The following is a 15,777-nucleotide window of genomic DNA, read 5'->3' as shown; positions in this document are numbered from 1 at the left end:
ATTCTTGTGAATGACATTCATGATGTCGTACGGATATACATGCTATTTAGCCAGAAAAACAACCGGGTTAACGGACTATTTTTCATAAGACGCTTGGATATGTTTTTTACTTGCTGTTGTCCATTCACTTTAGGGTCTGACAAGTAGAGCGCGAGCAAACCTTCGATTATCATACGATGAAATCGCGGATGTTCCAAGAACAAAATTTTGCTGCGCGCTTCCTGCACGATAAATGCAATCCTCTCAACCGTGTCCTCCATAGAGCTATAATAGCTGCAGAAGTTCAGGTCTCCACCAAGAACATCTTCTTCCTGATCAATTAAATAATCAAGCAAGATATGCAGCCCACAAACGTAAGGAAAATACGCCTCACGAATCGCCTCCACCTGCTTGTCATTCAACTGCGTATCGCATGCCGCCAAGAACAGCATAAACATCCCTAAAGTCGACCCCGTAGCTGCCGCAAATTCATTCCAATCAATCTGGCGATAACGCTGATGGTGAAGTTTCCACCACTGTTGAAGCTCGGGTTCTCGCATATCTTTGCGGATATGCTTGTACACTTGCAAATCGCAGTATAAACCAACGAAATCCCGTACCTGATCCGCGACTTGTCCATAAGACGGCAGCAAATCGATACAGGATTGGCACTTCAAAACAAGATCCCTCAAATAATTGCCGTCCTCTTTTTCCTGTCTGTACGCGTAATAATCATGCAGAGGTTTGGAAGGATCTACGGCATCAAGCATCGATTGATGCAATTGTCGGAAATCTTGAGGATCTAGGGAAGTGCTGCGATCGCATAAATTATCTAGATAATCACTGATCGTCTGAAAAGCAACGATTAGCGGTATTAGTACATGACGCATCGACAAATTGGCAGCCGCATAGACGGCGCCGCCCTGACAATGAAACTTCTTCGTTGCTATGCTGGCTAAAGCTTGCGTACGCAGTTCAGTATCTGGAATGTTCTCCGCTTTTGTTTTCCAAATGGAAAGCTGTTCGCCTACATCCGGTAAAATGTATCGATATACCCTGAGCATTAACCGGAGTGGACCTTGCGGAACCTTCGTACTACTTCTGTCCAATTGCTTCAAGCAGACTTCCTCCACAACTTTGTTCATAGCAATATTGCAGCAGCAGCTGCATTTCATAACGTTGGATATGTCTCAGCCAGCTATCGACTGTTGAATTTTGAACCAGGGATACCTGAAGTTCTACCACGTCAATAAAAACACATGGGTTCCATACAGGCGAAGTAATCAGTACTTCCAGCTTCTGGCGCAACGCCTCATTGTCTAGATCCGCCAAGTCTTTCACACTTAAATAATCTCTCACGCAGGCAATTAAGTTTGAAAAAATAGGATGATGACCGACGTCATTAAACCAATATTTCGCATTGCTATAATCGCCTTCCATCCGGTGCATAAGAGCATGCCAATAGCTGCCTGTCGCATTTGTAATTTCCTGGGCAATATCGTGCGACTTGTCGAGACTTTCATTCAGTAAATAAAGACCCGCTTTGATAGCCAATCCATACATCTCTTGCTCTGGATTCCCTTGGCTCATAGTAACAGGTAACATCGCTTCAATGTTCGCATCCATGGCTAAATCCCATTCTTCAATTGGATATAAGGCAGGCAGATGCTCCAAGAGCGGCTTCGCAATAGCTTCCAGCCAGTCTGTACCATCTTTATTGCTATGCATGCCAGTCACTCTCCCTTTCATTAGACGAACTTAATGGTGGGTCTTCGCTTCCAAATCCTGATTAATCCGGAACCAAAGGTGAAGATCATTTATAATCGATGCCAAATCAGCAATTTCGGAATTCAAACGACAGGAAGTTATAAAATCATCTTCTTGATCCAACTGGTTTTGTTTACGAATAATGACGCTTTCCAGCTTCATGATTCGATCAGGGATGACTCCTCGAATTTGTTCCCATTGAAACAGGATTTCAACACGCACATCAGAGGGATAAGAATCCCAATCTTGTTCTAAAGCTGGCGTCTCGATACCAAGTCTGGCATCGTAATGAAAATAGCAGCTCATTCTTCTGAATTACCTCCTTGCAGTAAAAACATGCTGCGATAGTTCAAGAAACATTCTACCTTTAAATGTATCACTTCAAACCTTGGGTTTCCAGTTAAAATTGTATGTCAACAATATTTCATTTTCTGGTATACTTAAATAACGTTTTTAGAAGGGACAAATTGGTTAGGAGAGATACAGAAATGACCGCTTCAGCTGTGAAAAGAACGATCTCATGGAATCAGCTTATCTCCTTTTTTCTCCCCCTCGGTCTTTCCGCAACGTTAGTTACCCTCTCGCACGTTATCATTAACAGCACACTTGCCAGGGCTGATAATCCCGAATTGGTCATTGCCAGTTATGCTTTGCCACTAAGTTTGTTAGGCATAACCGAGAGACCCGCTGTTCTGTTAAGACAAGCTTGTTCTACCCTCGTCAGGGACCGCATCTCATTTCGAGCCATGGCAGCAGTCAGCTCTTATGTATTTGCTTGTATCATCCTTCTTGGTCTCATTATATGCTACACGCCGGTCGGAGAGTGGGTATTTCTTTACTTCTTTGGCGTCGAACCCGAGTTATTGGACTCTACGATTAGTGTTTATCGTATTTTAATGTACGTTAGCATTTTTTCCGGACTTCGGTGTTTATTCCATGGCATTATTATTTTTAATATGCGGACCAAATGGTTAACCATCGGCATGGGTGTTCGAATTGTCGCTATGTATTTATTATCATTATATTTTATCACAACCGATAATGTCTCTAGCGGGCGAGTTGGCGCTATTATTTTTCTAATGGGCATGGTCATTGAAGCTTTAGTAGCCATCTGGGAAGGCACCAGCCTGCTAAAAAAAGTTATCCCTGAGAAGGTGCCCGGCCATCCCGTTGAAACCAAGAAGCAAATTTTCAGCTTCTATAAGCCGCTCTTGTACTCATCTATCATCGCCGTCATCATCGGACCCTCTATTAATGCGGTCTTAGGAAAAACAACGCACATCCACCTTGCCATATCTTCTTTTGCGATTGCCGGCTCTTTGACGCAGCTGGTTTTAAGTTTTTTCTCTTATATTCATCAAATCGTGTTGAACTTCTATCGCAAAGATGCAAAATCCGTGCTGCGGTTTGTCCTTGTTCTTAGCTTTATTCCCGGAACTCTCATCGCTATTCTTGCTTATACACCTCTAGGTCCCTGGTTTATGTCCCATGTGATGGGTGTTAATGCTGAACTCATGCGAGCCAGCTTGCATGCTATGCGTATCTTTATGATTATGACATTAGTATTCCCTTGGCTGGATTATATGAACGGGATTATCATGCTCAGAGGACAAACGAAAATAATGGTTTTCTCACAATCGGCAAATGCTACGATCACGGTCTTAACCCTTTTCATCTCCATTTGGGCAGTACCCGACTGGAATGGAATGATTGGCGCATTAGCACAATCCATTGGCACTTTGGCCGAGTTGCTGGTCGTAGTTTACGTGCTCAAACGCACAGCCGAAGAACCGCAGCCAACCCTGTCTCCAAAAAATTTGTAGCGAAAACGAGTGATAACCATCTATGAGTACGTCTAATCTTATAAAGTCACAACATCGCCTGCTTCGATTGTTCACATTCTCCTTTTTTATGACAATGGGCATCGTCGTCACTTTTTTCCCCCTGTATTTTGATTACAAAGGATATTCCAAGCTTCAAATTGGCTTACTTTATGCCATTGGGCCGCTGATTGGGATCGCAACAAATTTATTGTGGGGTTTCTTGAGCGACCGTTTTCAAACCGTCAAAAAAATCATGATCATACTGATCATCGGCCAGCTCATCACGGCCATCTTAGTATTTACTGCGGGATGGTTTTCCCTGCTGTACATTTGTTTAGCGATGTTCTTCTTCTTTCAACAGCCGGTTAATTCGCTCAATGACAGCCAACTCATGTTGAGCATTCGGGCAAGCGGCAAAAGCTACGCCTCTTTTCGTGTGTGGGGCTCCATCGGATTCGCTGTGTCCGCCGGAGGTTTTGGTTTGCTGCTTAGACATTACGGGACAGGCCTCACGCCAATTCTGTGTCTGTTCACGATTACATGCACGTTAATCCTTGTTTTCTTCTTAAAGGACGCGCGTCAAAGCGGCAAAAAAATGGCTTTAGGCGGCATGTTAAGCATTCTGCGTTCGAAGAAGTTTGTGTGGTTCTTAACTTTGATCATCATTATGTCAGTCTCTCACCGTTTTAATGATGGCTTCCTAGCCCTCTATATGCGGCAGCTCGGAGCCCCTGACTCTGTGATTGGTTACGCTTGGATGGCTTCCGCACTAAGTGAAATCCCCATGTTCTTTTTTCTAAGCAAGCATGGGCATCGGTTCAAAGAATTGCCGCTTCTGGCCTTTGCGGGAATTATTTACGCTTTGCGCTTTTTCATTATGGGATCTATCCATAATCCCGTTTGGATCATCGGCGTTCAGTTGCTGCATAGCTTAACATTCGGCGTATTCCTCATAACGGCCAATCGTTATTTGAGCCAAATTATACCCGATGAATACCGCTCGTCCGGACAAGCGATTTTTGCTGTGGCTTGGTCAAGCATCGCTGGATTAATTAGCGGCATGTTGGGCGGCTGGATCTATGACGCTCTGGGGGGAAGCACGGTTTACGTCATTGCCGGCTGTTTATCCATCGTGGCAGCAATCGGTTTCCTTGCTACGCATCTATTCCAAAACGATGAGCGTTTGCCGGGCAGCAGATAGTTTTTTATTGAAGGGAATGATTACGTGTTAGCCATTGAACGGTTATCTCACAGTTTCCGCACTGGGCAAGAGGATACACCCGTTCTGCATGAACTAAGTTTCCGGGTAGAGCAAGGCGAAATGGTCGCTTTGCTCGGGAGCTCAGGCTCCGGGAAATCAACACTGCTAAATTTAATGGCGGGTTTAATGAAGCCCACTCGAGGTAGTATTAGCATCGCAGGACAGGCGATTGAGAAAATGAGCGAAAACCGCTTGGCGGAATTTCGAAGGACGCATATCGGCTTTATTTTCCAATCTTATGAATTAATAGCACATTTAACCGTACGCGAAAACGTTGAGCTGCCCCTCGTCTTTCAAAGTGTAGCCGCCTCAGAACGCAAACAACGAGCCATGGCGCTTCTGCAACAAGTGGGTATCGGTGATAAATCGGATTTATTTCCTTCACAGTTATCCGGCGGACAGCAGCAGCGTGTCAGTATCGCTCGTTCCCTCATTACGAAACCTGCCATCGTTTTTGCTGACGAACCTACTGGTAATCTAGATACGAAGACGGAAGCCGAGATCATTGATTTGCTCATTGATTTAAATGAGAATTCGGGCATCACCTTCGTGATCGTTACTCACGAACACGAAGTAGCGCGCCGTACGCGGCGGATTTTACAGCTTCGCGACGGATACTTGCTGGAAGGAAATGAGCAGGACGGTGAGACCGGATGAAACTTAAAGATTACGTTCGACTTGGCTGGGACCAACTGCAGCGGCGCAAAGTCGTCACAGCCTTATGTACCGTAGGAATCGCCATCGGTTCGGCTTCCATTATGGTAGCGCTCGGCTTCGGAGAATCGATTCAGCATTACAGCCAGAAACAAATGAGCTTTTATCTCAAAACAGATGAAATTACAATTACAGAGCAGAACAATGACCCTAACAGCCAGCCTAAACTAACAACAAGCAAGCTCGAACTCATTCGTACTTTTCCACATGTGAAATCCGTTGCTAGTTTTCAAGACTTAGGACAATTCAGCTTCACGGTTGATGACGGCAAACAAAGTTACCTTCATCTCATTGCCACTGAACTAAGCGCGTTGGAAGATTTCGACTCCAAATTTGGGCAAGGCGGCGCTACGAACCAAGACAACCACATTGTGCTCAATTACGGGGCAACCCTCGGTGTTATGGATTCCAAGACGATAGAGACCAGAAATAAGCTAATGCAGCAAAATCCAACCAAGGAGCAAGCTGAAACTTACCGTCAAATGGGCGCAATTCCTTATCCACTTTATCAAAAGCAATTGTTGCTCAAAGCAAATAATTACGAAGACCAATCTGGAGGGAATTCGGGTACAAGCTTGGCTGAACCAAGAGAAGTGACACTGCGGGTTACTGGTATTCTGAAAAAACCGGATGGTTTACCTGATTCCATGCTGCAAGGGAACAAAACGGCTTACGTATCCCCACAAACCGGCCAGAAAATTTTGGAGTCTCTGAACAAATCGGCCCAAAACGGTCGCGTTCAATATTCGGAAGTCAAAGTGAAAATTGATAATAGCGTCAACGTCAAGCAAGTGGATGAGTGGATAAAGAAACTCCAGCTCAACACGCAAACCAATTTATATCAAGAGGACCGGATGAAAGGCGAATTCGTTATCGTTCGGTTGCTGCTCACGGGTGTCGGTCTTTTCGTGCTATTCGTAGCTTCGATTTCCATTGTAGTTGCTATGACGATGTCCACGCATCAACGCCGGAGACAGATTGGCATCATGAAGGTGCTGGGTGCGAATTTAAAACAAATCCGCAACATGTTTATCGTGGAATCATCGCTATTAGGCATGTTAGGCGGCCTTGTAGGTATACTGCTTTCCTATTGGGTTATATGGGGAATCAATCTTATCATCATCCGATTCGGGTCTAATTCCGGAGAGCCCGCTGAAATTTTATTCATTTCCTTCTGGATTCTTCCAGTCGGCATGTTTTTCGCTGTGATGACCGGCGTTCTATCAGGGCTATATCCCGCTATTAAAGCATCGCGCACGGACGCGTTGACAGCTATTAAACGAGAATAGGAGTTTGCCTAGCATGAGGAAAAAGAAAACATGGATGCTGCTAATCACAGCGCTCTTGATCATCGGGATTAGCAGCTTTTTATACATATCCAGCCATCCCCAAGCCATGAAGAGAGCAAATACGGACAACACCGCCTCTCCCAGCGCATTGCAATTTAAAGTAACCAAAGAGGACCTGGTCAACAGTGTCGAAGTAAAAGGAAAGTCGTCCTACGAGAAGGAAATACGAGTCTATGCACCGTTTGGCGGTGAAATTAAAGCATGGCAGATCGCTGACGGGGCTCAAGTCAAAAAGGGACAGCTGCTGTTCGAACTTGACGCCACACCGTTGAAAAGTGAAATCGCAGCCCTGCAATCCAATTTGAAAAAGCAGAAGCTCGAGGCTGATCTTGCGAACTTCAAAGCAGCAGGACCGGAAGGAGAAACAACCAGCACTCCTGTTGGTGCTGTTAGCGAGGATGATTCCAGGTCTCGATTTGCTGCTTCCGAAGGACGCAGAATCCAGGAGCAGTTGAATCAGGTCAACGATGAGTCCATTCAATTGCAGCTGGCAAAAAAGCAAGAGAAAGTAGAGCAGGCCGCTTTTGTTTCACCTGAGGACGGCATCTTCTTATTCGAGGATTCCGCCAAAATCCCCAAATCTGTCGAGGAAAGCGTACGAATCGGTAAAATCGTGGATTTGACAAAACTGCAGCTCGTTTGTACGGTAGGCGAGTTTGACGTTTTCCGGATTAAGCCGGGGATGTCCGTCCAAGTCAAAGTTGAAGCCCTGAAACAGAAAAAGCTGCAAGGAAAGGTTGAGAAGGTTTCCAAATTTGCCAAAACCGGTACTGATCAAGGTTCGGCTTCCGCGCAATTCGAGGTAACGATTTCGCTAGAACCGGATGAACAGCTTATCGCAGGACTCAGTCTTTCCGGCACCATTGAGACAGAGAAAAAAAGTGGAACAACAGTCGTTCCCACGCTTGCTGTGAATCATGAGAAAGATATTTACTACGTCATGTTGCAGACCCCGCAAGGCACAGAACGCCGTGAAATTGAGATCGGCTTGGAAACACCTGAGAAAACGGAGGTCCTCAAGGGGCTCCAAGAGGGAGATACGGTTGTGCTGCAGTGACAACTGTTTTATACTATACTCTTAGGACCAAGTAATAATGATGACGAAAATGATGCAGCAAAGGCAGGTAATTGTTTTATATGAATTATGAGGATTTTAAATCTATTGTGTTAGAGCGCCGCAGCGTTCGGAATTTTACAGAGCAGGAAGTCGCGACCGAAGATATTCGTGAAATTATCGACTGTGCCCGCTATGCGCCAAGCGATACGAACTCCCAGACATGGAAGTTTATTGCGATACGAAATACGGAAAAGATTAAACATATCGAACAACTAACCTGGGATCAGCTTCATCTCAGGGCGTCTGAAGCCGAGCAGAAAGGTCTTTCCCGAGAAGCACGCCTTCTTGTGAAGTCGTTCGGACCTTATGCTACTGCGTTTTCCAACGCTCCAGTGCTGATCATTTGCTTAGCAACACCGTACGAGTCGAAGTTCCGTGAGCGGATTTTTGATCCGATTGAGCTTGTTGAAGATGCGGTATGGGCAGAAGAAGGCATCAAGAGCTCCTGCTTAGCCTCGCAGAATCTGATGCTTGCCGCGCATGCCAGAGGTCTCGCGACATGTCCGATGACGGGCCCCGTTTTGCTGGCCCAAGATCAAATTCGCGAATATCTGAACATTCCGGAAGAATGTCAGATTAATATGGTTATTTCCCTTGGCCATCCGAAGGATCGCCCGGGCAAATTGGCCCGCAAAGAAATTGATGATATTCTTCAAATCATCGACTAAGATGAGGAGCTGCCGCATTCGCGGACAGCTTCTTTTTCTTATATGCGCGACTTTAAAGCCGCGGCTATGCGAGCACAGAAGCGGTTTGTTGGAAGTAGCACATGGTGAACAGGTGAACCGGAACTACGGTCCGCTATTTTGCGGCAAACCTACCATTTGACATATCGGAGGGAACTATGATCCTCTATTCGAACCATTTTGCTGGAGTAAATACATCCATTTGTGAGCAAATAAGGCCCTACAGTTCCGTCTATCCGGGAATATCTCCATTTCAGCTCAAATAGCGCCCTGTCGTTCTCTTACTACTATATGTAACCCAGATTTGTAAGCGCAATCAACAACTGACTCCTTCTACTCCCCTCGTCCCCCAAGTCAACATGCCAAAATTACCACACCAAACATTATAACGTTATATTTACTTAAATAAATCGATGTGCTATTCTAACATTATAACGTTATATTCAATTATACAATTTACAACCTTCTCCTACATATTAGGAGAGCTTAGAAGGAAGACTTAGTGAAAGCGTTCATAATTCGAGTTATGGAAAAAGGTGACAGGCATGCAGGAGCGGTTCGTCCTACACAATGTTAAGCAAGTAAACGGAGAATTTCTGGATATTGTAATTGAAGGCGGAATAATTGCGGAGTTGACGAGTCCCGGACAAGGACAAGGAAAACAGATCGTTGACTATTCAGGTGCCTATGTGTCAAGCGGCTGGATTGATATGCACGTTCATGCCTTCCCTGCCTTTGATCCCTATGGCGATGAAATCGATGAAATCGGCGTCAAGCAAGGTGTCACAACAATTGTTGATGCCGGAAGCTGCGGAGCAGACCGTATCGCCGAACTAGCAGCAAGCAGACAAAACGCGCTGACGAACTTGTTTGCTTTTTTGAACATTTCGCACATCGGGTTACAAAGGATCGACGAATTATCCGATATGTCATGGATTAACCAAGAGAAGGTTGTTGAAGCAGTCAGGAACTATGGGGACTTCATCGTAGGTTTGAAGGCAAGAATTAGCAAAAGTGTTGTTCGCGATTCCGGCATTGAGCCCTTGCGTGCTGCACGTGCGCTTTCAGCAGCAACGGGTCTTTCTTTAATGGTTCATATCGGTTCTGGACCGCCGAGCATTGAAGAAGTTGTTTCGCTTTTGGAAAAGAAGGATATCATTACCCATTATTTGAATGGGAAGGCTAATAATCTTTTTGATGACAGCGGCAAACCTCTGCAAGTCCTTACGAAAGCGATTGAAAGAGGCGTTCATCTGGACGTCGGCCACGGTACAGCCAGCTTTTCATTCAAAGTTGCCGAAGCCGCGAAAAAGCATCACATCGGTTTAGACACGATCTCAACGGATATTTATCGTGGGAATCGTTTGAAAGGGCCTGTTTTTAGTATGTCCAATGTGCTGACGAAATTTCTGTATCTGGGCTATACGCTTGAGGAAGTCATTGCTGCAGTGACTACGCATGCTGCAAATTGGCTGAACAAACCGGAGCTTGGCCGCATTCAAGTTGGAGATACAGCAAATCTCACTCTGTTTACCGTTCAGAATGAAAAGACTCAAATCACGGACTCTGAAGGAGACACACGCACGGCGGAACAAACAATTCAATCTAAAGGAGTAGTTGTAAATGGCGCTCTCATTAAATGCTAAATACGGTCTTAAACGTGTCATCAATGCCAGTGGACGTATGAGTATTCTCGGGGTATCCGCTCCGACCGACACCGTTATGGAAGCCATGAAACATGGTGGTCAAAATTACGTTGAAATTGCAGATCTTGTAGATAAAGCCGGCGACTACATCGCCAAAATTCTTGGTTCCGAAGCTGCCGTTGTCGTTAACTCGGCATCCAGCGGCATCGCGCTTTCTGTGGCAGCCGTAGTAACCCAAGGGAATCGTCGAGCAAGCGAGCGGCTGCATCAGGACCCTATTGCCAAACGTGATATCATCATTCTCAAAGGTCACAACGTACAATACGGCGCTCCTGTTGAAACCATGGTTTACCTTGGTGGCGGCAGACTCGTCGAAGTTGGCTATGCCAATGAAGGGAAAGCCGAGCATATTGAAGACGCGATTAACGAAAATACGGCCGCTATTCTTTATGTGAAATCTCATCATGCCGTCCAAAAAAACATGATTTCCGTTGAAGAAGCATGGGACATTGCGCAGCGAAACAACGTACCACTCATCGTAGATGCGGCTGCGGAAGAAGACATTCAAAAGTATGTGAAATACTCCGATTTAGCCATTTACAGCGGTTCCAAAGCCATTGAAGGCCCTACATCAGGTATTGTCGGCGGCAAACGCACCTATATTGAGTGGCTTAAAGTTCAACTGCACGGCATTGGCCGAAGCATGAAAGTCGGCAAGGAAACTTCCTTCGGCTTGCTTCAAGCACTTGATGAGTATGGCGTTAAAGCAGACAAAAGCGAGCAAGAAAAAGCAGCTTTGCAAGTACTAATGCCGCTTAGCGAATTAAAAGGCATTAAAGTGACGATTGTTCAAGACGAAGCAGGCCGCGCTATTTTCCGCGGACGCATTCAAATTGATCCTGAGCAAGCCAGAACGACAGCGAAAGAAGTCGTAAATGGGCTTCGCGAAGGTGAAATCGCCATCTATACACGCGATTATGGCGTGAGACAAGGCTATTTTGATATCGATCCACGTCCGCTTCAAGGCGATGACATTGAGGTTATCGCTGCTCAAATACGCAAATTAGCAGGAGGTCAATAATATGTCCAACATGGCAAAAAGATTGTATAAAGGCCGCGCAGCGCTAAACGTGCTCGCTAACTCCGTTGAAAACGCAAAAGAAGTTTTCGAAGCAGCCGAAGGTTACGTGCTTGTCGGCGTTCTTTCGAAAGACTACCCAACTGTTGAGACAGCCGTTGCCGCAATGAAAGAATACGGCAAAGCGATTGACGAAGCCGTATCCATCGGACTAGGCGCAGGCGACAATCGCCAAGCCGCTGTCGTTGCTGCGATTGCCAAGCATTACCCAGGCACTCACATCAACCAGGTGTTCCCTGCCGTTGGGGCAACACGCGCCAATCTTGGCGAGCAAGACAGCTGGATCAACAGCTTGGTCTCTCCTACTGGCCGCGTCGGCTATGTTAATATCTCAACAGGTCCAGTAAGCGCGGCTCAACCTGAGCACGCCATCGTACCTGTTAAAACTGCTATCGCGCTTGTTCGCGACATGGGCGGAAATGCTCTGAAGTATTTCCCGATGAACGGCTTGAGCCGTGAAGACGAGCTTCGTGCCGTTGCACAAGCTTGCGGCGAAGAAGGTTTTGCTCTTGAGCCAACTGGCGGCATCGACATGGAAAACTTTGAAACAATCCTGCGCATCGCGTTGGAAGCGAAAGTTCCACAAGTTATCCCTCACGTGTACTCATCAATTATTGATAAAGCTACAGGAAAAACAAATACATCCGATGTACGCGAACTGCTCAGTATCATGAAGAAGCTGGTTGATCAACATGGCTAAGCGAATTGCTGCTTTTGGAGAGGTTATGATGCGCCTGCAGGTGCCAGGTTATGAACTCTTGTCCCAAGCCAGCTCGCTTAACTACACATTCTCCGGTACAGGAGTGAATATCAGCTCCGCGCTTGCTCGCTTCGGACATTCCGGGTTCCTAGTCTCCAGATTGCCTTCCAACGCAGTAGGAGATGCTGCAGAAGCTTACTTACGTAAACTAGGCATCAATTCGTCAATGATTACCCGGGGCGGCAACTATGTCGGCATGTATTTTTTGGAAAATGGTTTCGGTGCGCGGCCCAGCCGCGTCACGTATTCCAACCGGCAGGAAAGCAGTTTCAACACGGCTCCGGAAAACACTTATAATTTTGCTGAAATTGCTAAAAATATCGATATGATCCATTTCTGCGGGATTACTCTCGCCATGAATGATAACGTGCGCCAGCATATGAAGGCCTTGGCCAAAGAAGTTAAAGCTAACGGCGGCACGGTTGTTTTCGATTGCAATTATCGTCCGGCCCATTGGGGCGAAGGCGGTTACGCGAAAGCCAAACCTCATTACGAGGACATGCTGCAGTTTGCTGACATTGTCATGATGAATGAGAAAGATGCCATTTATATCCTAGGCATGCATACCGATCAAACCGAACGTCAAGATCAGCTGATGGAACTGATTCCAGCGGTTGCAGACAAATATCAGATCGCTGTCATTGCAGGAACGCATCGTCATATCAACAGTGACAACACCCATTCTCTACGTGGATTTATCTATAAAAATGAGGCTTTCACCTTTTCTAATCTACTCACATTTTCTATCTATGATAGAATTGGTGCTGGAGATGCCTACACAAGCGGTATCGTACATGGGGAAATCCAAGGATTTTCACCTGACAAGACAGTCGGGTTTGCAGCTGCCGCCGGCATGCTCGCGCATACCATTGTTGGCGATACGCCTATGTCATCGGAAAGCGATATTCTGCGTGCGATGACGGAAGTTGTGGGCGATGTAGAAAGGTAGTGAACGTTTAGGTGAACTTATCCCGTAATAAACGCCCTTTATATTTACAAATCATGAATATCCTAAAGGATCGCATCTTGCATGGTGTGTATCCTTTGGGTACCAATATTCCATCTGAACCCCAGTTGGAGCAGGAATTCAATGTTAGCAAGATCACCGTTCGAAATGCCATCAAAGAGCTGGCACAAGAGGGTTATTTGGAAAAAGGCAGCGGCAAAGGAACCAAAGTCATTCGCAATGCTTCCCTGTCCAAGCTGTCCAAATGGAAACGGTTCACAGAAGTGCTGGTTGAAGAAGGCCACCAAATTCACAAGCAATTGCTGCGCGCTGAAATTGTTTCGAATACACCTGGAACATTGCCTTATCAGCTGTTTGGAGAGCGGTGTTTCTATATCGAACGCCTATATCACTTAGATGACAGACCCTATATTCACTATTCCCACTATCTCTCCCTGCAAATGTCCACGATCGAACTCACGGACTTGAACGAACAATCCTTGTACGAGCTCCTTGAAGATCATGGCATTGCCCTAGAGAAATATCGGGATGAATTTGCTGCTGTCACCGCTTCTTCCCATGTAGAGGACATGCTGCAGGTGAAAGCAGGCACGCCCTTACTGAACAGATTGCGATATTCCTATGATGAACAAGGCACTCTGATCGAATTCAGCGCAGGGCATTACAGCACCGAAATGCACAATTATGTAGTTAATTACGATACTTAGGAATACTGGCTTCAGCCTTGTTTCCTTTTCTCGTCGACACCTTGATAACGCTTACTAACATCTTGAGAAGAGGGATTCCACATGAATATGTATCTACTGATCGTTACCCTGCTTGCTATTGTCATTGTTATTCTCGGCGTAGCCTGGTGGAAATGGCATGCCTTTATTTCTTTAACCGTTGCGAGCTTGTTCCTGGCGCTTATGGCGGGTCTTTCTATGGATAAAATCGTTGGCGCATACGAAACCGGCGTCGGCGCTGTGCTAGGGCATTTAGTCGGCATTTTGGCCTTAGGTACAATTTTGGGTAAAATGATGTCCGATTCCGGAGCAGGCACCCAAGTCGCCAATTTCTTTATTCGCGTGTTTGGTGAAAAACGTTTGCCTTGGGCCATGCTGCTATCCGGTTTTATTATCGGGATCCCTGTATTTTTTGACGTCGGGATCGTTATGCTCCTGCCGCTTGTGATCTCCATTCACAAATCGACGAAGCAAAACATTTTACTCATCGGATTACCGGTCATTGCCGGATTGTCCATTGTTCACGGTCTAGTGCCACCGCATCCAGGCGCTATGACAGCCATCGGTATTTATAAAGCAGACATCGGAAAAGTGCTAATTTACTCGCTGATCATTGCGATTCCAGCTGCGATCATTGCAGGCCCCCTGTTTGCCAAGTGGGTAAACAAACGGGTTGTTCCTCAGAATGAACCTGAGCTTCTGGATTCAAGCACTGAGCCTGAAAAATTGCCAGGCGCCGGCATTTCCTTTTTCATTATTTTGCTGCCTGTTTTATTGATGGTTTTGTCAGTCATTGCACCTTACCTGCCGGTTCCAAACGGATTCATGAAATTCCTTGCTTTTATCGGGAATTCCGTGATCGCGCTGCTCATTTCTTGTTTCGCTGCCTTCTACTTCCTAGGCATTCGCCAAGGGATGAGTAAAAGTTATATTAGCAAACTGTCGCACGATTGCCTGCTCCCTGTTGCTTCGATTATTTTGATTATCGGTGCCGGCGGAGGATTCAAACAAATCCTTATCGCCAGCGGCGTAGGGACCTCTATTGCGCAAATGGCTGAAAATATTTCTCTGTCTCCTATCGTACTTGCTTTCATGGTAGCCGGATTAATTCGTGTCGCAACCGGTTCAGCGACGGTCGCTTTAACAACAGCCGCGGGCATCGTCTCTCCCATTGTTGAGCATATGTCCGGTGTTAATTTGGAACTGCTTGTTATTGCCACAGGCGCAGGCTCACTGATGCTTTCCCACGTCAATGATGCAGGCTTCTGGATGGTTAAGGAATACCTCGGATTAACCGTCAAAGAAACGTTCAAAACGTGGACTGTCCTAGAAACACTCCTTTCCTTCATTGCATTCGGAACCGTGCTGATTATCGATATCTTCGTTTAAATATAAAAGCCTGTGCACCTCCTCCTAGGATGTGTACAGGCCTTAAAAACAGCAAAAAAGACAGCCCCACAGGGGACTGTCTCTGTTGTTTGTGCTATGACACTCTATTTATAAGTGGGGACTCCCAATTTCTTATAATTTTGTGACGTTAGCTGCTTGAGGACCACGGTTGCCTTGAGTAATGTCGAACTCAACGGATTGGCCTTCTTCTAATGTTTTGAATCCTTCGCCCTGAATTGCGGAGAAGTGAACGAATACATCGTCGCCTCCATCAACAGAAATGAAACCGTAGCCTTTTTCTGCGTTGAACCATTTAACTGTACCTTTCAAGTGAACAACCTCCTAAAAATATCGCCATCTATGACGAATAAGGAAATTATACCATCACATCTGGGATAAATCAACGCATAAAAAGCTCTGGACATGCTAAAATTTGTTGATGTACCAACGTTTTCC

The 15,777-nt window shown here is 45.8% G+C and carries 16 protein-coding genes; 12 read left to right on the top strand and 4 right to left on the bottom strand.

The annotated features are described in order from the left end of the window. Nucleotides 1-17: 17 nt before the first annotated feature. Genes ACKTT9_RS10255 through ACKTT9_RS10245 form a run of 3 tightly spaced genes read right to left on the bottom strand, consistent with a single transcriptional unit; the run spans nt 18 to nt 2,052 of the window. A complete protein-coding gene (locus ACKTT9_RS10255; RefSeq protein ID WP_157323247.1) occupies nt 18-1,043 on the bottom strand; it encodes a tetraprenyl-beta-curcumene synthase family protein in 1,026 nt (341 codons plus the stop codon). A 31-nt stretch (nt 1,044-1,074) separates the two neighbouring features. Further along, a complete protein-coding gene (locus ACKTT9_RS10250; protein ID WP_127454604.1) occupies nt 1,075-1,707 on the bottom strand; it encodes a hypothetical protein in 633 nt (210 codons plus the stop codon). Nucleotides 1,708-1,737: 30 nt separating this feature from the next. Beyond that, a complete protein-coding gene (locus ACKTT9_RS10245; RefSeq protein WP_407871457.1) occupies nt 1,738-2,052 on the bottom strand; it encodes a hypothetical protein in 315 nt (104 codons plus the stop codon). Nucleotides 2,053-2,234: 182 nt separating this feature from the next. Here ACKTT9_RS10245 and ACKTT9_RS10240 point away from each other — a divergent pair, with 182 nt between their 5' ends. The 12 genes from ACKTT9_RS10240 (at nt 2,235) to ACKTT9_RS10185 (ending at nt 15,321) form a co-directional block, all read left to right on the top strand. Next, nucleotides 2,235-3,569: a multi antimicrobial extrusion protein MatE gene (locus ACKTT9_RS10240; RefSeq protein ID WP_407871456.1), complete on the top strand. Its 1,335-nt coding sequence runs from the start codon at nt 2,235-2,237 to the stop codon at nt 3,567-3,569. 22 nt (nt 3,570-3,591) lie between these two features. Next, nucleotides 3,592-4,770, top strand: coding sequence for an MFS transporter (locus tag ACKTT9_RS10235; RefSeq protein WP_407871455.1), 1,179 nt, complete (start codon nt 3,592-3,594; stop codon nt 4,768-4,770). A 24-nt stretch (nt 4,771-4,794) separates the two neighbouring features. Continuing rightward, complete coding sequence (locus ACKTT9_RS10230; RefSeq protein WP_181646688.1) at nt 4,795-5,487, top strand: ABC transporter ATP-binding protein; 693 nt, start codon at nt 4,795-4,797, stop codon at nt 5,485-5,487. Beyond that, nucleotides 5,484-6,833 (top strand): ABC transporter permease, encoded by a 1,350-nt coding sequence (locus ACKTT9_RS10225; RefSeq protein WP_407871454.1) that lies wholly within the window; start codon nt 5,484-5,486, stop codon nt 6,831-6,833. Before ACKTT9_RS10230 ends, ACKTT9_RS10225 begins: the two co-directional genes overlap by 4 nt. 13 nt (nt 6,834-6,846) lie before the next feature. Continuing rightward, complete coding sequence (locus ACKTT9_RS10220) at nt 6,847-7,950, top strand: efflux RND transporter periplasmic adaptor subunit (protein WP_407871453.1); 1,104 nt, start codon at nt 6,847-6,849, stop codon at nt 7,948-7,950. 80 nt (nt 7,951-8,030) lie between these two features. Next, nucleotides 8,031-8,678 (top strand): nitroreductase family protein, encoded by a 648-nt coding sequence (locus ACKTT9_RS10215; protein ID WP_157322670.1) that lies wholly within the window; start codon nt 8,031-8,033, stop codon nt 8,676-8,678. 563 nt (nt 8,679-9,241) lie between these two features. Then, entirely contained in the window at nt 9,242-10,342 is a 1,101-nt protein-coding gene (locus ACKTT9_RS10210; protein ID WP_407871452.1) for an amidohydrolase/deacetylase family metallohydrolase, read from the top strand. Next, nucleotides 10,320-11,423: a DgaE family pyridoxal phosphate-dependent ammonia lyase gene (locus tag ACKTT9_RS10205; RefSeq protein WP_407871451.1), complete on the top strand. Its 1,104-nt coding sequence runs from the start codon at nt 10,320-10,322 to the stop codon at nt 11,421-11,423. The genes ACKTT9_RS10210 and ACKTT9_RS10205 overlap by 23 nt, the downstream gene beginning before the upstream one ends. Before the next feature lies 1 nt (nt 11,424). Continuing rightward, a complete protein-coding gene (gene dagF / locus ACKTT9_RS10200; protein WP_315954190.1) occupies nt 11,425-12,180 on the top strand; it encodes a 2-dehydro-3-deoxy-phosphogluconate aldolase in 756 nt (251 codons plus the stop codon). Continuing rightward, nucleotides 12,173-13,189 (top strand): sugar kinase, encoded by a 1,017-nt coding sequence (locus ACKTT9_RS10195; protein ID WP_407871450.1) that lies wholly within the window; start codon nt 12,173-12,175, stop codon nt 13,187-13,189. Before dagF ends, ACKTT9_RS10195 begins: the two co-directional genes overlap by 8 nt. An 11-nt stretch (nt 13,190-13,200) precedes the next feature. Then, complete coding sequence (locus tag ACKTT9_RS10190; protein WP_407871449.1) at nt 13,201-13,914, top strand: GntR family transcriptional regulator; 714 nt, start codon at nt 13,201-13,203, stop codon at nt 13,912-13,914. Between the two features lie 81 nt (nt 13,915-13,995). Beyond that, the gene (locus tag ACKTT9_RS10185) at nt 13,996-15,321 is read left to right on the top strand and encodes a GntP family permease (protein ID WP_407871448.1); all 1,326 of its coding nucleotides are present in this window, start codon (nt 13,996-13,998) and stop codon (nt 15,319-15,321) included. A 132-nt stretch (nt 15,322-15,453) separates the two neighbouring features. Here ACKTT9_RS10185 and ACKTT9_RS10180 read toward each other — a convergent pair whose 3' ends face one another. Continuing rightward, complete coding sequence (locus ACKTT9_RS10180; RefSeq protein ID WP_028556542.1) at nt 15,454-15,651, bottom strand: cold shock domain-containing protein; 198 nt, start codon at nt 15,649-15,651, stop codon at nt 15,454-15,456. Between the last annotated feature and the right edge of the window lie 126 nt (nt 15,652-15,777).

Source organism: Paenibacillus sp. P36 (assembly GCF_045866505.1).
Taxonomy (GTDB): Bacteria; Bacillota; Bacilli; order Paenibacillales; family NBRC-103111; genus Paenibacillus_E; species Paenibacillus_E chondroitinus.
The sequence above is the reverse complement of the archived record's forward strand: the minus strand, read 5'-3'. Positions and strand labels throughout refer to the sequence as shown.